Origin of the sequence: Mucilaginibacter xinganensis (assembly GCF_002257585.1) — a bacterium.
Taxonomy (GTDB): Bacteria; Bacteroidota; Bacteroidia; order Sphingobacteriales; family Sphingobacteriaceae; genus Mucilaginibacter; species Mucilaginibacter xinganensis.
The window spans coordinates 3,968,944-3,988,488 of the sequence record NZ_CP022743.1 but is presented as its reverse complement, the minus strand read 5'-3'; the positions used below and the strand labels follow the sequence as shown (position 1 = coordinate 3,988,488).

18 protein-coding genes are annotated in these 19,545 nt (G+C 41.2%); 9 read left to right on the top strand and 9 right to left on the bottom strand.

Annotated elements, in window-relative coordinates; translation table 11 throughout:
• Positions 1–66 precede the first annotated feature (66 nt).
• Complete coding sequence (locus MuYL_RS17520) at positions 67–1,356, top strand: BamA/TamA family outer membrane protein (protein WP_157740934.1); 1,290 nt, start codon at positions 67–69, stop codon at positions 1,354–1,356.
• A gap of 3 nt (positions 1,357–1,359) precedes the next feature.
• Here MuYL_RS17520 and MuYL_RS17515 read toward each other — a convergent pair whose 3' ends face one another.
• The 5 genes from MuYL_RS17515 to MuYL_RS17495 form a co-directional block, all read right to left on the bottom strand.
• Positions 1,360–3,348 (bottom strand): glycoside hydrolase family 97 protein, encoded by a 1,989-nt coding sequence (locus MuYL_RS17515; RefSeq protein WP_094573009.1) that lies wholly within the window; start codon positions 3,346–3,348, stop codon positions 1,360–1,362.
• Between the two features lie 189 nt (positions 3,349–3,537).
• Positions 3,538–3,897, bottom strand: a complete 360-nt coding sequence (locus tag MuYL_RS17510; protein ID WP_094571787.1) for a DUF1493 family protein — start codon at positions 3,895–3,897, stop codon at positions 3,538–3,540.
• Positions 3,898–4,165: 268 nt separating this feature from the next.
• Positions 4,166–4,675 carry a GNAT family N-acetyltransferase gene (locus MuYL_RS17505; RefSeq protein ID WP_094571786.1) on the bottom strand — a complete coding sequence of 170 codons (510 nt, stop codon included), beginning with the start codon at positions 4,673–4,675 and terminating at the stop codon, positions 4,166–4,168.
• A gap of 128 nt (positions 4,676–4,803) precedes the next feature.
• Entirely contained in the window at positions 4,804–5,139 is a 336-nt protein-coding gene (locus MuYL_RS17500) for a cupin domain-containing protein (protein ID WP_094571785.1), read from the bottom strand.
• A 6-nt stretch (positions 5,140–5,145) separates the two neighbouring features.
• Positions 5,146–6,318 carry a GAF domain-containing sensor histidine kinase gene (locus tag MuYL_RS17495; RefSeq protein WP_094571784.1) on the bottom strand — a complete coding sequence of 391 codons (1,173 nt, stop codon included), beginning with the start codon at positions 6,316–6,318 and terminating at the stop codon, positions 5,146–5,148.
• A 245-nt stretch (positions 6,319–6,563) separates the two neighbouring features.
• Between MuYL_RS17495 and MuYL_RS17490 the strand changes: the two genes are divergently transcribed.
• The 8 genes from MuYL_RS17490 to MuYL_RS17455 all read left to right on the top strand — a co-directional run bounded on the left by MuYL_RS17490 (position 6,564) and on the right by MuYL_RS17455 (position 15,203).
• A complete protein-coding gene (locus MuYL_RS17490) occupies positions 6,564–7,472 on the top strand; it encodes a DnaJ C-terminal domain-containing protein (protein ID WP_094571783.1) in 909 nt (302 codons plus the stop codon).
• Between the two features lie 68 nt (positions 7,473–7,540).
• Positions 7,541–7,816: a chaperone modulator CbpM gene (locus MuYL_RS17485; RefSeq protein ID WP_094571782.1), complete on the top strand. Its 276-nt coding sequence runs from the start codon at positions 7,541–7,543 to the stop codon at positions 7,814–7,816.
• Positions 7,817–7,966: 150 nt separating this feature from the next.
• Positions 7,967–9,199 carry an acyltransferase family protein gene (locus MuYL_RS17480; RefSeq protein WP_211710181.1) on the top strand — a complete coding sequence of 411 codons (1,233 nt, stop codon included), beginning with the start codon at positions 7,967–7,969 and terminating at the stop codon, positions 9,197–9,199.
• A gap of 17 nt (positions 9,200–9,216) precedes the next feature.
• Positions 9,217–10,266: a sensor histidine kinase gene (locus MuYL_RS17475; RefSeq protein ID WP_094571781.1), complete on the top strand. Its 1,050-nt coding sequence runs from the start codon at positions 9,217–9,219 to the stop codon at positions 10,264–10,266.
• Positions 10,259–10,951, top strand: coding sequence for a LytR/AlgR family response regulator transcription factor (locus MuYL_RS17470; RefSeq protein WP_094571780.1), 693 nt, complete (start codon positions 10,259–10,261; stop codon positions 10,949–10,951). The genes MuYL_RS17475 and MuYL_RS17470 overlap by 8 nt, the downstream gene beginning before the upstream one ends.
• Before the next feature lie 98 nt (positions 10,952–11,049).
• A complete protein-coding gene (locus tag MuYL_RS17465; protein WP_094571779.1) occupies positions 11,050–12,384 on the top strand; it encodes a MutS-related protein in 1,335 nt (444 codons plus the stop codon).
• A 151-nt stretch (positions 12,385–12,535) separates the two neighbouring features.
• A complete protein-coding gene (locus MuYL_RS17460) occupies positions 12,536–13,306 on the top strand; it encodes an enoyl-CoA hydratase/isomerase family protein (RefSeq protein ID WP_094571778.1) in 771 nt (256 codons plus the stop codon).
• A gap of 214 nt (positions 13,307–13,520) precedes the next feature.
• Entirely contained in the window at positions 13,521–15,203 is a 1,683-nt protein-coding gene (locus MuYL_RS17455) for a MutS-related protein (RefSeq protein ID WP_094571777.1), read from the top strand.
• 95 nt (positions 15,204–15,298) lie between these two features.
• Here MuYL_RS17455 and MuYL_RS17450 read toward each other — a convergent pair whose 3' ends face one another.
• Genes MuYL_RS17450 through kaiC form a run of 4 tightly spaced genes read right to left on the bottom strand, consistent with a single transcriptional unit; the run spans position 15,299 to position 19,341 of the window.
• Positions 15,299–16,969: a PAS domain-containing sensor histidine kinase gene (locus tag MuYL_RS17450; RefSeq protein ID WP_094571776.1), complete on the bottom strand. Its 1,671-nt coding sequence runs from the start codon at positions 16,967–16,969 to the stop codon at positions 15,299–15,301.
• A gap of 1 nt (position 16,970) precedes the next feature.
• Positions 16,971–17,297: a circadian clock KaiB family protein gene (locus MuYL_RS17445; RefSeq protein WP_094571775.1), complete on the bottom strand. Its 327-nt coding sequence runs from the start codon at positions 17,295–17,297 to the stop codon at positions 16,971–16,973.
• Entirely contained in the window at positions 17,297–17,596 is a 300-nt protein-coding gene (locus tag MuYL_RS17440) for a circadian clock KaiB family protein (protein ID WP_094571774.1), read from the bottom strand. Before MuYL_RS17440 ends, MuYL_RS17445 begins: the two co-directional genes overlap by 1 nt.
• Positions 17,596–19,341, bottom strand: a complete 1,746-nt coding sequence (kaiC, locus tag MuYL_RS17435) for a circadian clock protein KaiC (RefSeq protein ID WP_094571773.1) — start codon at positions 19,339–19,341, stop codon at positions 17,596–17,598. Before kaiC ends, MuYL_RS17440 begins: the two co-directional genes overlap by 1 nt.
• Positions 19,342–19,545 lie beyond the last annotated feature (204 nt).

Below are 19,545 nucleotides of genomic sequence, written 5' to 3'. Positions count from 1 at the left end.
TCAACTATCAAATTGACGCTAAAAAATGGCCAAGGTCTTAAACATATTTTATTCGTACCCTGCTTATTGCTATTCGTTTTATTTTCGGGTATCAGCGCGGCAGCTTATGGACAAGTTTCTGCCCCGGCTGATTCATTGAAAGCGGATTCGTTACGTATTGCCCGGAAAAATATAAAACCAGCAGATAATCTCAATAAGCAGTATGACATCGGCGATCTCTACGGCGACTTATTCCATCCCCATAAAGTTCCTGATTCTCTTCATAAAAAATCAGGGATCACCATTATACCTAATATTGCTTCAAACCCTACTATTGGTTCGCAAATAGGAATAAAGGCAGTTGCAGGGATTAAATTGGGGAGCGATCCCAATACCCTGCTGTCAGTTGCTTCAACCTCAGCTTCCATCACCACCAAGGGGATCATTTATTTTTATATTAACCATAACGTTTTTACGCCCGGTAATAAATGGAACTTTCAGGGCAGCCTGGTAGCAGCAAAAACAGTTTCGCCCGATTTTGGGTTGGGTATTGGGCGCGGAAATTACGATAGCGAGGAAAATCATGTGTTGAGCGACCCTGAACGTAAGGGGCATGCCTTACATTCTTATTATTTTAACCTCAGGGAGAAGGCATACAAGCAGGTGGTTAAAAACCTGTTTTTAGGTGCCGGTCTCTCTTTCGATGTACGGCGAAGTATCACAGAGAAAGGTGATACGGCAGGCAAATTAACGCCTTCGAAAGTTTACAATAGCAGGTATGGCTTTCCGCAGGATCATTACTCAGCAAATGGCTTTCTGTTTAACGCTGAATATACTACCCGAGATAACCAAAACCGTGCTTATAAGGGGATTTACGCTGATGCCGGGTTCCGGATTAATCAAACATGGATAGGGAGTACCAAAAGTTCGGTACAGTTTACTACAGATTTCAGGAAATATTTTAGCCTGTCTGAACGTAACCCCGAACATGTTATCGCTATTTGGAACTGGGGATCATATCTCATCAGCGGCGCTGTACCTTATCTTGAATTGCCCGGATCAGGCCGCGATGTTAACTTCCGAAGCGGACGGGGATACACCGTAACTTATTTTAAAGGTACCCAGTACAATTACTCCGAAATAGAATATCGCTTCCCGATATTAAGGAACAAGTTCATCAGCGGGGTTACCTTCTTTAATATGCAAACTGCCAACGATGAGATGGGTACCAAATTATTCCAGGTTTGGCAGCCCGGGGGCGGTGGTGGTTTGCGCGTGCTGTTTAATAAAGCTACGCGTACCAACTTATGCCTTGACTATGCTTTTGGCAAATATGGTTCAAAAGGATTCTTTTTGGGCTTGAATGAAGCTTTTTAAAAGCTATTTAATCGGTTTAATATGTATCACCTGACCTCCGCCTGCCGCTAATATCATATTTATAACAGTGTGTTTATCCAATTGCTTTGTACCCTTAGTCAAGTGATTTAAATCTGGGTCGGTTGCCGGTGCATCGCTGTAAAACTCAGCTGTGTATTTGCCATCCGGTAAAAAATCTAAAGTATGCGTTATGGTACGAACTTCGTGATTGGTAATTGCGCCAACATACCATTCATTACCCTTTCTCCGGGCAATCGCCAGCCATTTGCCGGGTTTGGCATCAATCACCCGTGTTTCGTCCCATGTAGTAGGTACCTGTTGTATAAAATCAAATCCCGGCTGATTAATGTATGCTTGCGGATCGTCACAAACCATCCCCAAATTGTTTTCTAATACCACATACATTGCAAGCATATGACAGCGTGTACCCTGAACAAAGGGTCTGGTATAATGTACCTTAAATTGACGCGCTGACGCTGCGTGGAACCCGCCTAAATGATAATCTGTTGATCCGGCCAGCATTCGGGTAAAGGGAATATCGATATCAGCATCAGGTGTCACCACATCACTCCACTTGTCGTTCTCGTAGTTCAGTGTACCCTCACGTGTAAATTCGTTAGGATAAGTTCTGCTGGTGCCTGTCGGTTTATAGGCCCCGTGAAACTGGATGTGCAAATGGTGTAGTGCTGCCTTTTGTAATATTTCCTCCTGCATGTTCACCATTTCCTGATCATCGCGATCCATAAAATCACACATCAACCCTTTTATACCCCATTTTTCATATTGTGCAAATGTTTCGTCCAGTTTTGGATAAAGCGCATAAAAATGTACCCAAACCCTGATTCCAACCCCTTTTTTTGCTGCCGAATCACAAAGCTGCTGCATGTCCAAACCAGGCACAGCTTTAGAAGGATCAGAATTCGGGCCGGGCTGAAACCCCGCACCATCATTTACGTACCACTCGTGCAAGCCGTATTCAACCACCGAATGATACTCAATTCCATATTTGGCACAAAAATCAACATAATACATATTGGTTACGTAATTATTTCCCGGGGCATTAATGGAATCCGGCACCACGTCGCCATTCCACCAGGGGAAGGTTGTTTTGCCGGGTTTTAGCCACGAAAGATCTTTTATTTTGCAGGGCTCATTCAAGTTGGTTAGGATATTCGATTCAATAAACGCGCCTGGCTTATCGCTGATCATCATCACCCGCCAGGGGCTGTTATGTGGTAAAGTCGCTTTTACTTTTAGTTCTGTTTGACGGGGTAACGGCGAAAGGCGGGTTTGTAAAGCGCCGTTATGCTTCATCAGGTACATGCCTGCGTAATCTCTAAGCGCGGCTTCAGTAATGGCCATGTACAATCCTTTTGGATATTCAAACAAAGCGGGCAGGTCAATTAATGTATCTTCCTTTAGGTCATTGAGCTTTGTTTTGGTATAAATGCCCTCGTGCGATGTGGTATAGTTTTCGCGTAAAAGAGCCGTTACTTTTGGATTTTGGGTAAGATTAAAGCTGTTTACTTCGTCAGTAATATTTACCGCGGCAGGCCACCCCTTTTGTTTTGGGATTACATACCTGAAAGCAGCACCGTCATTAAATATGCGTACCTCAACATTTAATGTTCTCTTGGCCCCCCCTTGCTCAGTTACCGGAATAATTACCCGGTTACATTCGCTGTGCACTTTGCTTGCCTTGCCTGTTACCAATTCGTAATCTTCCGTCAGTTTTTCAATCTTTGTTGCACCGATAAAAAGCGTGTGGTTAAACATTCCTCCTTCCTTAAAAGTGATCCTGAGCGGAGATTCATCAACCATCAGTACGCCCTTATAAAATACTTTATAGTATAATCCTTTAGCGTTGGTGCTTAGCGAGAATTTTATTTTCGCGTCAGGCGATGTTATGGTAACTGGCTTTTTTGCCAATGCATTTAGCTGTCCAAAGGCAAGCAAAAAAATAAGAAGGGCAGATTTTTTTAAGGTCAGCATGGTTAAATGGTTTGATACGGAGAGGTATAACCAAATGTAAGCTGAAATAAAGGAGATTTCAAAAAAATAAAAACCATAACGGGGTACGCAGCAAACTCCCTGAATAAAGATCGCTGCAAGCTGACCATTACCCATTGGCCCAATGGAGTTTGCCTTGTACCCCGTAATGATTTATCCCGGTTAAGGTTTTTATAATAGCTTTCCTGTAGTAACGGCTTCCTGTAAATTACTTACCCTGAAGCGTGGTTTATAAATGTGGTTTGATAAACGTTTCACCCATTTTGCTTCGTATCCAAACACTGTCCGGATCACTTTAACACTTGCAGAGCCGGTTGGATAACCATACTTATACCAACTGAATTTAGATTGATCAACCCTAAATTTTTCGGCAAATTCAGCTAAAAATAGGTCTATCTCTATATCAACAATGTCAAGGTCAAGATCAATGCTGGTATCAAGGCTCAAAGCACCTGCATCTATTTTCCTGATCTTGTACTTTGTGCAATAATCAACTATAAATTCTTTTAACTGAGGGTGTATCTCTTCCATTTTGAATTAATAGCGTTGGCATTATTTGAGTTATAAGACGATGATATTTCAGGAAGGTTGCATCAAACCGATATTTTTTAAATAAGTTGATACCGATAAATTAACTTTAAACAGGATATGATAACGGCTTCCGGAATACTTTAAATAAATATACGAATAATTTCGTATATTATTGTGGGCTATGATAAATTTTTTTTGGTGACATTATTTTAACTTACATTCAATAAAAATATGACCGTAATTTACAGCTTGCGGGACAAGCTGTGGGCTACACGTACTTCTCCAGCACTAACAATTCAATAGGCTGGCGGGCAACTCCAAATTTTTTATCAACGTGAAAGGGAAGAACTTCGCCGGTTGCCTTGTATCCGCGGCGCTCGTACCAGCTGATCAGCTCATGCCTTATGCTGATAACAGTCATAGTTAACGTGTGGCAGTTAACCTGTTTGGCATAAGCTTCAGCAGCCAGCAACAAATCGCGGCCAATCCCCTTACCCTGCAATAGCGGCGAAACACTGAACATGCCAACATATAACTTATCCCCGCGAACTTCCAGGTAAACACAACCGTTTATAAGGTCGTTTTCATCTGTGTTTTTTAATATGGTAACAACCGGGTCGTTAAAATAACCGGTTAATGTTTCTTCATCAATCCGCATACCGTCAAGTAAATTGGCTTCGGTGGTCCATCCCAGTTTCGAGGTTTCACCACGATAGGCACTGTTCACCAATAGGTTAAGTGCAGGTACGTCGGTTTGAAGGGCTTTGGTTACAGGCATAAATTATTTACAAGGTCACAAACCTAAAGTTTTTGATTCCTACTGCAAAAAATTGTGAAAAATCAGCTTAATAAAAATGTTATGATATAGCATTTGAATCTGCAATATACCCTTAAAGTATCTCTGGGTTACAAGTTTCGGTAGTCTTCCCTTACCGGACTAAAAATATCAATTAACCTGCAGTCGGTAATCGCAGTGCCGCCATGCCACACATTTGAAGGGATTACGGCAAATAAACTGGAATCAAGTTTTTGCGGGATGTCATTAACCGTTAGCTCAAATTCGCCTTCAATAACAAATGAACATTGTTGGTGCACATGCTTATGCCGCGGTACGGAACAACCAGCCTTAACCTCAATAAAGTTTATGGTATTTGTTTCAGTATGAATTAATTTTGAGAAAAAGCCGGGGGCTATTTCTTTGGTCTCAATGTCTTTAAAGTAACGAAAGATAGATGTGTCCATTGGTTCTTAAATTTCAATGGTAAAGGTACTACCTTTATTTATTTCGCTCTCTACATTTATTGTTCCGTTAAGGCGTTCAATAAATTCTTTAACCAGCATCAGGCCCAGCCCGCTGCCTTTTTCTTTATTTGTACCTAAAGTTGAGGTTGCATCACCTTCAAATAAGGTCCGGGCTTTTTCCGGGGGCATCCCAACGCCGGTATCCTTTACCCACAAAGTTGTTTTTAAGCCGGTTTGAGTTACATCAATGATTATATGGCCATTTTCGGTGAATTTGTTGGAGTTGCTTATGAGGTTGCGTAACACAAACTCCAGTGCCCTTTCATCAGCATGAACTATAGTTGCATCAGGCACATTATTAACCAATTTATTTCCCTTCGCCTTGCTGCTTAATCCCTCCGAACCAAAAATACCCTCAACAACAGCATGCAGGTTAAAATCTGTTAACTGAAGTTGCCCGAATTTTAAGTGCATTTTCCCCCAGTTCACTACATTTTCAACCATTTCTATGGTATTATTCAGCTGGCCGGCAACCATTTTCATCATTTCGGCGGCCTCTTGCGCATCTAAAATGTCTGACTGCTTTAGCTCCATAATATTTTTTATAGATGCCAGTGGATTGCGCACATCATGTGCCAAAATCGAAATTATTCTTTTTTGAGTTTCTGTAAGGTAATAAAGCTCTTTGTTTTTAATCCTTAGTTCGGCAATTTTTATAACATTATTGGCAAGCACCTTAAGCCCAAAGCGTTGTTTTTCAGAAAGCTCACCCGGGGTCCGGTCAATTACGCATAAGGTACCAAGTCGGCTGCCATTGCTGGTAACCAGGGGCATGCCCGCATAAAAACGGATAGAAGGATCAGTTGTTACCAGCGGGTTATCATTAAAACGGTCATCCAGTATGGCATCCCTAACTTCAAATAGCTGGTCCTGTAATATGGCGTGGCTGCAAAACGACACATCGCGGTGTGTTTCGTTCACATCAAGCCCAATCCTGGCTTTAAACCACTGCCGGTCGGTATCTACCAGGCTGATCAGCGAAATAGGGGTGTTACAAAGCAGCGACGCAAGTTTTACTATTTCGTCAAATTCAGCTTCCTGCGGCGTATCCAGCAAACAGCTGTTGTGGAGCGTTGAAATACGGGTGCCTTCGTTTTCGGGGATAGGGGCAGAGATCATTACCTTGTTATTTAAATGTGTTTTATCTCATTTAATTCAAAGATAATAATTATGGTGTACACAAGTTTCGGGCTGGGTAGATACATGCCTTTTACAACTCTAAAGAATTTGATTTTACTGGTGACGTTGCATTTCATTCCTTGTTTTGATTGGAAAGACGCAATAGGAAAATATTTTTTTTGATAAATAAAAACAGGAAGGCATAAATTAAGGTTAAATTTATATCGGTTTTACAACCATTAATTATGGCATTTATTGATTATTACCAGGTATTAGGTGTCGATAAAAAGGCATCAGATAAAGATATAAAAGGCGCCTATCGTAAGCTTGCCCGCAAGTACCATCCCGACCTTAACCCGAATGATGCGGAAGCCCATAAAAAGTTTCAGCAGTTGAACGAAGCGAATGAAGTATTAAGCGACCCCGACAAGCGCAAAAAATACGATCAGTACGGCGAAAATTGGCAACACGGCGCTGAGTATGAACAGGCAAGGCAGCAGCAAAGCCGGCAGCAACAAAGCGGGGGGCAGTATGCAGGATTTGAAGGGTTCGGCGGCGATGATTTCTCAGATTTCTTTCAATCCATGTTCGGCGGTGCACAGAGCGGCGGCGGCCGCGGGGGGCAGACTAAATATCGCGGTCAGGACTATAATGCTGAACTTCGGCTTGGCTTAAAAGAAGCGGCCGCAACACATAAGCAAACCTTAACGGTAAATGGTAAAAATATCCGGATAACCATTCCGGCGGGAGTAGAGAACGGGCAAAATATTAAAATTGCGGGTCATGGTGCTGCGGGTGTAAATGGCGGACCTGCCGGCGATCTGTACATTACATTTCTGGTAGCTGATGATCCCGGCTTCAAGAGGAAGGGAAGCGACCTGTTTGCTAATGCTAAGCTGGATATATACACAGCGGTACTTGGCGGCGAGATAACAGTTGACACGCTTGACAGTAAAGTAAAGATTAAAGTGAAACCCGAAACGCAAAATGGAACAAAGGTGAAACTTAAAGGCAAAGGGATGCCGGTTTACAAAAAGGAAGGCCAGTTTGGCGATCTGTATGTAACCTATGAGATTCAGGTGCCCGCTAATCTGACCGAAAAGCAGCGCAAGTTATTTGAGGAACTTAAGGAGTTAAATGCTCCGGCAGCCTAAGTGAAGCTGGCAGCTGGCAATAAAGGTTAATAAATGATCCATCAGTGAACCATTAAACTAATAAACCAATGGTAAATTTAATAGCAACCACAGAGATCTGCACCTATCATGATGTGGAATATACTTTTATAAATTCGCTGGGCGAGGCGGGGTTGTTAAAGTTAAAAATGGTTAAAAAGAATACTTACATCCCCGAAACAGAGTTACAGAAGCTGGAAAAGATGATCAGGATGCACCGCGAGCTTGATATAAACGTAGCTGGCATAGAAGCCATAGTCCACTTGCTGGACAGGGTAGAACGGATGCAGGAAGAGTTGCGGGTATTGCGCAACATGTTGGGGTAATCATAATTGCAGGCAAATACGCTTTTATATTTCTTATGTCGCCTACTCCGTTCGCGGCATATCGGAAACCATTGATTTTTATCTCCTGGTCAAAGAAAAGCTTACGTTGGTCAAAATAGTTTTATTGTTTGTGAGCGGGGTGTTTTCTTTATGAAAAAAAAGAAAACAATGGAAACCACACAACGCCAAACCTATCTCGACTGGTTAAGAATCATATCCATACTGGGTGTATTATTTTTTCATTCGGCCATGCCTTATGTAGCCGAAGACGGCTGGCATATCAAGAACCACGAAACCAGCAACCTCATGATGGAATCAAATCATTTTTTGCACCTTTTTCGCATGCCGCTGCTTTTTTTTATTTCAGGTACAGTAAGCTATTACATGATGCAGCGGCGATCTGCTTTAAGCTTCATCGGCTTACGTTTTCGCAGGCTTTTTATCCCATTGCTGGTGGGTATGTTCATTGTAGTGCCGCCGCAAATTTATATGGAACGGTTGGCGCATGGCTACAAAGGCAGCTTTTGGGACTGGTATCCGAGTGTATTTAATTTTGTGCCTTATCCTAAAGGCAGCTTTAGCTGGCACCACCTTTGGTTTATTGCTTATTTGTTTATTTATGATCTGCTTTTTGCACCGCTGTTTTCATGGATGATCTCGCCCAAAAGCAATGGGTTTAAACAAAAGCTGGCTGCGCTGGCGAACGGCAAATGGGTTTATTTACTAATGTTGCCCGGTATTATATGGTTTATATTGCTGAGCGGGAAATTACCCGAAACCAATGACCTGGCACATGATGGCTGCTACTTTGTTTACTGGTTATTGTTCCTGCTGGCGGGCTTTGTCTGCATCCTGCAACCTAAACTTATGGACAGCCTGGAGCGCAACCGTCGCTTTGCTTTGAGTACGGGGTTTTTGACGCTGATGATATGGGAATGCATGAGGTGGAATAAAGTTGAGCCCGGGTATTCGAACTGGCCATTTCAAAGCAACTTATTCAATTATTTGTTTGTAGCTTTAAGGCCAACTATTGCCTGGGGATGGGTACTGGCATTGGTGGGTTACGGCAAGCATTACCTCAATCGCAAGCATGCCATACTTAATTACATGAACCAGGCAGTGTATCCATTCTACATCCTGCATCAAACGGTGATCGTGCTGGTGGTTTATTATATCGTGCAAACTCAAAATGAAAGTATCCTGTCGAAATATATCTATACGGTTGGGATCACTTTCTTTGTAAGTGTGCTGATTTACCACCTGTTTATCCGTCCATATGCTTTAACAAGGCTTTTGTTTGGTATGAAGCCTAAGGACATACCTAAGCCGGTGATGCAGGTGGAAAAGGAAGATGCTAAACCTGTGGTAGTGTTATCTGCATGAATTTGTAATTTAACAATATGAATTTTTTGAAAAAATATATATTCCCTGCCTTGTACGGCTTGCTGGTATATTTCACCGTCAGGCTGCTACATGATACCGATATTAACCAGCGGTTTTGGGAAAGGCGGTTTTATATCAATGCCGTGGAGATGACCTGCTCGGCCATTGTAGGATATTTATCCATTTATATTTTCCGAAGATTATTTAAGTATTATGACAAGCGCTGGCCGTTACAGCTATCCTACTGGGGAGTGGTGAGGGAACTTGTGATATTGGTGGGCGCCAGCCTGGTATTGGTCAATGTGATATTTGTTCCGATGGATATGGCCCTGCACCGGGGCGACTGGAAAGCCTGGTGGATACCTTGGGCTGATGTGGCAGACATCAACATGATCCCAACCTTGTATGCTATTATTTATTATGGCATAGCGCGTAGCAGCACCTGGTTAAAGGCCTATGTCAATAATAAGGTGCAGTTAGAAAAGTTAGCTAATGACCATCTGGAAACCGAACTTAAATTTCTGAAAGCACAGTATCACCCACATTTTTTATTCAACGCAATTAATACCATTTATTTCCAGATGGATGAGGATATCTGCGGGGCAAAAAACAGCATCGAGAAGTTTTCTGAGTTGTTAAGGTACCAACTGTATGATCAGCAACAGCAGGTGCCGGTAATAAATGAGCTGGAATACCTGCAAAGCTTTATCGACCTGCAGAAAACAAGGAGCAGCGATAAGCTAAAAATGAAAGTTGCGTTTGATGAAGGTTTAAACGGACAGCAGGTTTACCCTTTATTGTTTTTGCCGCTGGTTGAAAATGCTTTTAAATTTATTGGTGGAGATTATGAGATGGCTATTACTGCTCAATTGTCTGGAAATGAGATTGTTTTCCGCGTTGAAAATTCGGTTCACCCGATTAAGCAACCGATGAACACAAACGGCAGCGGTATTGGCCTTGATAACTTAAAGCGCAGGCTTGATCTTTTATATCCCAATAAACATAACTTGCTCATCGTTAACAACTATAATAATTTTTTTGGCGAAATAAAGCTGCAATATGAATAACATAACCTGCATTATAACTGACGATGAGCCTTTTGCACGCAAAGGATTGCAGGGTTATGTAGAAAAAATTGGGTTCCTGGAGTTAAAAGGGGTTTGCGAAGATGCATTGCAGTTGAGCGATCTGTTGCAAAAACAACCGGTTGACCTGCTTTTTTTAGATATCCAAATGCCGCATATTTCGGGCGTTGAGTTTTTAAAAGCACTGGCCAGGCCACCCAAAGTTATCTTTACAACCGCATTTGAAAATTATGCCATCCAGGGGTTCGATCTGGATATTATGGATTATTTATTGAAGCCAATAAGCTACGAGCGTTTTTTAAAGGCTGCCTGGAAAGCCAGGGATTATTTTTCTTCAAAGGAGCAGGCTCCCGCCACTGTGCCTTATATTTTTTTGAAAGTAAACGGGAAGCTGGAAAAGATAAATTTCGACGAGATCCTGTTTATAGAGGGGATGGAAAATTACGTAGCTGTTCAGTTGCAAAACAAGAAACTGATTACGCACAGCACCATCAAAAACCTGCTTGAAAAACTACCTAAGGGGCAATTTATACAAACGCACAAATCGTACATTGCAGCAATAAATCAGGTTGATACCATTGCAGGCAATACCCTTCACATTAAACAATACCAGGTGCCGGTTAGTAAGTTTTTAAAAGAGGTAGTGCTTGGGCAAATAATAAAGTAACTTGTAGTGGACAACAATGTTAATCGTATCATTACTGATATTATTAAAAGATAATCTGACAGAAACCTTAGCTTTAAACACCTCTTACAAGTATTATTATGAATTTTGATATAGACAGGCAAACATTAAATGATTTGGCAATATTTCCAAATAACAACGCCCGCCAATCTATATTTAATCTTTTTAATCAAACAAGTACAATTGGTGGTAACGAAGTGTTACAGGATATGTTCAACAATCCGCTTATTGATCCTGTTCAAATAAAGGAAAGGCTTGAAGTATTTTGGTATCTTCAGAAACACAATATCAAAATTAGCTTTAATAGAAACGATTATGATTTCGCGGAATTTTATTTGAAAAAGCATTATCATGCTCAACCATTTTCAGCTATAACCAGGTTCTTAGAAAAAATAATTTATGCGTTTAAGTTTAATAATAACGACTATTACGTAATCCAAACCGGCATAGAAAATATGCTCTCAATACTTAATGGTTTAATAAAATTCGCGGTTGACCTGCAAGGCAATCTGCCTAAAAAAATCCAGGAATTCCGGTCAATTATTTTAAATACCTTCCAGTCAAAAGAATTTGAATGGCTAAAACAACTTATCAACAAGCCTAATCGCAACGCTACGGACATAGCGAAAGCAGACCACTTTTTCAGGCAGTTAGCCTTTGATCGGGTTAAGATTTTGTTAAATGTCGCTTACCAGTTGGATGTTTACCAATCGGTTAATCAAAGTGGGAAGGCCCTGGGTTTTACATTTCCGGTGATTAGTGAAACCGGCGCAACTGGAGTAATTATTAAGGGCCTGTTCCACCCGTTTATTGCGGACGCTAAAAGTAATGATATTGAGTTTAGTCCGGGCAAAAATGTTTGTTTTATTACAGGGACTAATATGGCTGGAAAATCCTCTTTGCTTAAATCGATCGGAATTGCTGTCTATTTATCGCAACTGGGCCTTCCGGTGCCGGCAAGCAGTATGGTAACATCTGCATTTAACGGTCTGATTACAACCATTAACCTTGCGGACGACCTGGAACAGGGACATAGCCACTTTTATAAAGAAGTATTGAGGGTTAAACATGTTGCCGAAAAACTAAATCAGTCAAAAAGTATTTTCGTGATTTTTGACGAACTGTTCAGAGGGACGAATGTTAAAGATGCTTATGATGCCTCTCTTGCTATAATCGCTGCCTTCGCAGAAGTAAAAACCTGTTTCTTTGTAGTTTCTACACACATTGTTGAGGTTGCTCATGAATTGTCATCTATTGAAAATATTAATTTCCGGTATATGGAAACTATTTTCGAAGATACAAACCCGGTAAACAGTTATAAACTTAAAGAGGGGATTACAGAAGAGCGCTTAGGAATGTGGATTGTGAAAAACGAACGTATTTTGGAAATTATAAAGGACGCTTTAAAATCTTAGTATGCATTGGCTGAAACAGCATCGTCATTAAACGAGTCAAGGTTTTTCGGAATTTAAGAGTTTTTGATACTAAAATATGGGGTATTATTAATTATTGGTTCGCCTGCCGCAGTTTTAGTTTAAATTTGATTAATCATATATATCAGTTAATATGCCTGAAACCGACAACGGAAGTGTAAGCCTTAGTACCAGTGTTAGTGGTATTGCAACCATAACCTTTTATCACCCGGCTCAAAATTCATTGCCTGCCGCTTTGCTTGATGACCTTACTGAAAAAATTAACCAGGCGGGGAACGATACCACAACCCGTATAATTATATTAAAAAGCGGCGGCGACCGTACCTTTTGTGCCGGCGCCAGCTTTGACGAATTATTGCAGATAAAGGATAAAGAAGCAGGGGCGGCTTTTTTTTCGGGCTTTGCGCGGGTTATTAATGCCTGCCGCAAATCACCCAAAATTATTATTGCACGTGTACAGGGAAAGGCCGTTGGTGGTGGGGTAGGCCTTGCAGCAGCAGCAGACTATTGCCTGGCTACCACGTTTGCATCAATAAAGCTAAGTGAACTGGCCATTGGTATAGGCCCGTTTGTAATATCGCCCGCCGTTATACGCAAAGTAGGTTTGCCCGCATTTTCACAATTAACCATTAGGGCCATTGATTTTCAGACCGCGCAATGGGCTATGGAAAAAGGCCTGTATAATGAGGTATATCCGGATGTTATTTCATTGGATGCAGCGCTTGATACCCTTACCGGTAAACTCGCATCCTATCATCCGGAAGCATTAAAAGGCCTGAAGGAAATTTTATGGGAGGGTACTGAAGATTGGGACGCTTTATTGCACGAACGTGCTGCTATAAGCGGTGAACTTGTACTGTCTGAATTTACGCAAAATGCCCTAAATAGCTTTTTGAAATCGTAAAACCATCCTAAAGCATTACCGTACAGTACGTAACTAAGTACCTGAAAAACGTTGCTTTTAACAACTTTTGCCCGTTTAAGCCGTATAAAAGGTACGTTACGTAATTATTATGTTACTTTTATTTGTAGCATTTGGTATTGCTTATTATCCAAGGTTTAATAGCTTTACGTAGTTAATAAGAGTTTATTTTAGCACATTCTGTTATTTTTATTATATGTTTTATTGGTTATTTACTGCGGTTGTATTCGCTGCCATCCTGATTGGTTTTTACATATATAATTATTTTGATAACCTTAATACCACCCGGAGAAATTTGGAAAGGATTCAAAACAAATGGGGCAGGCCGGTAAATGCCAGGCGAAACTTTAAGTTGATTGCAACCTTGTTAAACGCGTATGAAGGCCCCTGTAAAATAACCGGTACCATAGCTGACGACCTTGACCTCAACAATATCTTCAACTATATTGACCGGACAAACTCCAAACCCGGAAAGCAATATTTCTATAAAAGACTTTTTACTCCCGACACTGATTTTGAAGCACTATTAAAATTCGATAAAAAAATTGACGCCCTGAACATGCCCAGGCCTGACCAGGAACGTATTGAGCTTGAACTGGCAAAGCTTAACAGCCCTGATGCCTACTTTTTAGCTGAGCTATTTTTAAAAGAGCATGAATTTTTGCTGGTACCGCTTATGAGCCTTTACATCCGCATTTCGGGTTTAGCTATAATCGGGCTGGTAATATCGTTGTTTATAGCGCCTAACCTGGTATGTTTTATGGTTTTAATAGCGTTGCTTATTGGTAATGTTGCGTTGCATTATGGTACCCGTAATAAAATATCCTCTTATACCCGGTCATTACCGCAGTTAATGATCTTGCACAACGTGGCAAAACGTCTTACCAAAAAGCTTGCCATGGAAAATGATGAACAGGTAAGGATCAGCTTAAATTTATTAGCCGGATTAAACCGCACACTAAACCTGGTTAGTTTTGAGAGTAAGCTTGCGGGTAACCCCGATAATTTGAGTTATGCGGTTTACAAACTGATAAAGCTGCTTTTTCTGTTAGAACCTTTAATGTTTATTACTTCTGTTAAAAGGATAAACAAATATCGCGGCGATATTGAGGTGCTTTACAACTATGTAGCCGAAATTGATATGCTTATCGCTATCCAGTCAGTTAGGATTGGGCTGCCACACTACAGCAAGCCTGTTTTTTATACTGAAAATATGCAGATGGATCTCAACGATATGTTTCACCCGCTTATTTATAATTGCGTGCCTAATTCTATTCATACCCGTACAGATGAGGGGGTGCTGATAACAGGTTCAAATATGTCGGGCAAAACTACTTTTATCAGGTCAATTGCTATCAACACGCTTCTGGCGCAAACTATTTATACTACCTGCACCAGTGGTTATAAAGCTCCATTATTAAGGCTTCAAACCAGTATCAGGACTACCGATGATTTGGGTGAGCATAAGAGTTATTTCCAGGCCGAGGCGCTATCTATACTTGATATTATTAATCAAAGCGGCGGCGATGAGCCTGTAAAGAGTCTTATCATCATTGACGAAATATTCAGGGGTACAAACACTATTGAGCGGATTGCCGCAGCAAAATCAGTGCTTACCTATTTAACTGATAACAAGAATTTTGTTTTTGTGTCAACCCACGATCTGGAACTGGCCGAATTATTGGATAACGATTACGCTGTTTATTCTTTCGAAGAAACCGTTAATGACACCCGCCTTGTATTTGATTACAAGATGAAAACTGGCGTGCTTAAAAATAGAAACGGTATTGCTATATTAGAAACCATTGGCTACCCCGAAACCGTTGTTGAAGACGCTTATATCGTGAGCGAGGAGCTAAAACGGAAGTATGTTTTATAGCAAGCGGTAAAGCAGCAAATGACAAAGGGCTTATCGGGAGAGGGAATCTTTCAATAAGCCCTTTTTGTTTAAATGCACTGAAGTTGCAGGGCGATTTAAACTTTCCACAAAGGTAACTCAAAGTAAAAGGTTGAACCTTTGCCTTGTTCGCTTTGTACGCCAATTTGGCCATTATGGTAATCAATGATCTCAGCAGAAATGTAAAGGCCCATACCCAAGCCGCTGGTCATGTACTTTTTGTCTTCAACGCGGTAAAAACGCTCAAATATCCTGTCTATCTGCGCAGCAGATAACCCAATACCAAAATCGGTAATGGTCACCCTAACATTGTCATTATCGGTTGATGTTTGAATGATAACATCTTTGTTTTGCGGCGAGTATTTTACCGCGTTATTGATAAGGTTCATCAATACCTGTTCCAGCCGCTCAGAATTTCCCTGTACTGTATAGTTATGTCCATCGCGGACAATGAAATTGCTTTCCGGGTGTATATGTGCAGCGTTTTCAACGCATGCCTGTATCAATTCAGTCAAATTAACTTTCGAAAAAGCATATTCCAGTTTTCCAGCCTGGATTTTGCTTACATCCAGCAGGTCGTTAATAAGGCGCTGCAGCTTATTTATTGATATGTTAGCTTTTTCAATATACTGTTTTACAGCCGCCGGTAATTCATCGCGTTTGTATGAGGAAATAAGTTGTAAATAGCCCTTCAAGCTTGTTAAGGGCGTTTTAAGTTCATGGCTGGCTATCCCGATGAATTCATCTTTGCGGTCCATTTCCCTTTTTTGATCCTCAATATCTGTAGCCGTACCTACCCAAAACACAATTTCATTCTTTTCATTTCGCATTGGCACTGCCCTGTTTAAATGCCAGCGGTATGCACCGTCAAAACCTCTTTTATAACGGTTTTCAACTTCAAATACTTCGCCTGATTGTAGAGATGATGAAAACCGGTCCATGGTAGTTTGGAAATCGTCAGGATATAACACACTTTCCCATCCGGACTTTTTTGATTCTTCCTGGCTAAGGCCTGTGTAATTATACCATTGTTCGTTATAATAGTCAACTTCCCCGTTGGGGAGGTTGGTCCACGTCATTTGCGGAATGTTGTTAGCGAGATACTTAAAACGTTCACGGCTTAACAAAAGCTCGTTTGTGCGTTCCTTTACTGTATCTTCCAGCTGGTTGTTTAACCTTTCGGTTGCCAGGTGGGCAGCTGCCAGCTGCAGGTTTTTTATCTTTAGTTGTTTTTCAGTTTCTTTAAGTATTGAAAGATCTGTTAATATCAGGCTTAAAGAAAGGCCCTCATCCAACTCAAGCGTATTACAGGATAGGAGGCAGGGAATGCGGTTTTTATCCGTGTTAATAAGCAAAATCTCTTCTTTGCAGTCTTCCTCCCAGGCATTTGCTATTACTTCGTCGTAAATATCACGCGACTCTGGCGCTATGAATATATCGAACGTAAGGCCAATAGTCTTTTCCAGCGGCATACCAACCATAGTTGCAAACCTCGAATTGCTGTATAATATAAGCCCTTCGCGATTTACGGTTACAGCACCTTCGTTCATTTTTTGTATAAATACCCGGTAGGTTTGGTCGGCTGTTTTTAATGTGTAAAGCTGGTGTCCGTCCCCGTCATTAACTACTAACGCGTCTATCTGCCCGGTGCGAATTGCTTCAATGGTGTCATTGGCTTCTTCCAATTGCAGCTGAAGTTCTTCGTTATCGTTTAATAACTGCTCATATGTTATTTTTGGCTGTTCCATATTATTGCCTTGATGGTAAATTTAGTGCCCGCAGTATCTTGTCAGTATTTGACATGTCGCCTATTAGTTTTTTTTGTGGCGAAGGGGAACTTTTTATAAGCATAGGTATAGCTATCAGCTGTTCGCTTTCTGCAATTAGCGGTTGCTGGTACACATCCACTATTTCAAGCTCATACCTGTTTTTAAGGTAAGTTTCACAAAACTCCTTAATGTTTGAAATTGCCCGTGTTGAATTTGGTGTAGCGCCGGTTACAAATAAGCGCAGACGAAAAATGTCATCATCGGGAAAATTATTGACAACTGGTGGCACTTTTGGTAGTTCCGTCATTATAAGTTTATGTTAGCTGGGCGGATATTTAGGCCTACCAATACTTTTTCTTCGTTTGATAAATCACCGATAATTTTACGTATCGGCTCGGGCACTTTGCGTACCAGTGTAGGTACTGCAAAAATCTGGTCGCCCTCTGCAAGCTGTGGTTGAACCAGCAGGTCAATAACTTCAATTTTGTATTCACCTTCTAAATACTCTTCGCAATATTTGTTAAGGTTAGCCAATGCGGTTTGCGATTTTGCAGTTTTGCCGGCTATGTAGAGCCTCAACTCATACTTATATCCTTTGGTTTTCATTAATTCTTTCCTTTCCCGCCGTTCTGCTCATTATCGTCGCGGCGTCTTTGCAATATTTGCTGGCGGTTACTTTCAGTTACCTTTTTAACCAGTTCTTCTTCTATATATATTTTATTTAATTCTTCTTCAGCCGATTCAAACTCGCTTTGCAGGCTCGCTATCTTGGCTTCCAGTACTTTCTTTTTGCGTAACACCTCGCGGTCTTTCATGCCCATAGCGTTGTTACGCAAAATTTCTCCGGTCCGTTCCTGTAATTTCTGTGCTTCACGCGCCGAGCCTGTAAGTACGCCGTCAGGGCCCAGGTAAACTTCAACCAAATCAATACCTTTATCAGTTATGATAAATTCCCGCACCTGGTTAGAGTGTTTCATCCCGCGCGACTTCATGATGTACATACCCCGGTTGCGCTCACCATTAAATTCAATATCCCTAACCAACAGCCATGCATCAACCAGTGATGATACCCCTTCGTCGGTTTGTTCAGTTACTACGGTATTTAAAGTAAGTGCCGTAAATAGAACCGTAATTTGTTCTTCCTGTAAAAAGTCAATCAGCCTTATCAGCATTGCTTTTACCTCGCTAACGGACCCCACAGTTATTAAATTCGTGATCGGATCCAGTATAACAGCCTGTGGTTTAAAAACTTTAATTAGCTTATGCATGGCTACTAAATGCTGTTCTAACCCGTGCAGGGTTGGGCGCGACGCCATGAATTGCAGCAAGCCTTTATCGACATGCTTTTGCAAGTCCATATTGATGGAGCGCATGTTGCGGATAATCTGTTTTGGCGATTCTTCGAAAGCAAAATACAGGCAACGATTTTTTTTGTTACAAATTTCGTTGGCAAAACAGGCAGCTATACTGGTTTTACCTGTGCCTGCTGTTCCCGAAACCAGTACACTTCCTCCTTTGAAAAAACCTTTACCGCCAAGCATCTTATCCAGCGCCGGGATTCCAGATGATACCCTTTCTGTTGACACTTCTTTTTCGAGCTTCAGTGAGGTAACCGGTAGGACCGAGATACCGTCCTGGTCAATTAAAAAAGGGTATTCATTTGTTCCGTGTTCTGATCCACGGTATTTCACTATCCGTAACCTGCGGGTCGAGATTTGGTTAATCACCCTGTGATCAAGCAGGATCACGCAGTCAGAAACATATTCTTCCAGCCCCTGGCGGGTAAGGGAACGTCCATCCCCGCGCTCACCGGTAATAATTGCAGTAACCCCTTTTTCCTTTAACCAATGGAAAAGTCTGCGTAATTCAGCACGCAGTATTGCTTCGTTGGTTAAACTTGAAAATAGATTTTCAATGGTATCCAGCACAACTCGTTTTGCGCCTATGCTGTCAATAGCGTAGCCCAAACGAATAAATAAGCCGTCGAGGTCAAATTCACCGGTTTCCTGGATCTCGCTGCGATCAATGTGAACGTAATCTATTTTTAATTTTTTTTCTTTCTGTAACTGCTCCAGGTCAAAGCCCAGGGAACCCGCGTTCATGGTAAGTTCAGCCGCTTTTTCTTCAAAGGCCATGAAAACGCCCGGTTCATCAAATTCCATCGCGCCTCTCACAATAAATTCCAGCGACAGCAACGTTTTTCCGCATCCTGCCTCACCACATATTAACGTTGGACGACTTGTAGGGATACCTCCGCCGGTTATTTCGTCCAGCCCGTTAATACCAGTCGGTGTTTTACTAATCTGTGGGTGAAAGGATATCTTTCTATTTTTTTTATTCTCTTTAGTCATTTATATAAAGTTGTATAACTGTATAAAAACATCTCAAATATTAATCCAAAGAATAGTTTTTATATTACAATTCAATTATGTCCTTATTTTCAAATAATAAGAAGTATAATAAAAACTACGCAAAATTGTTTTTGGTAGTTTTGAAATTTATAAACGGGTTATATGCTGATTTATAATTTTAACTATAGAAATAATATATATCCT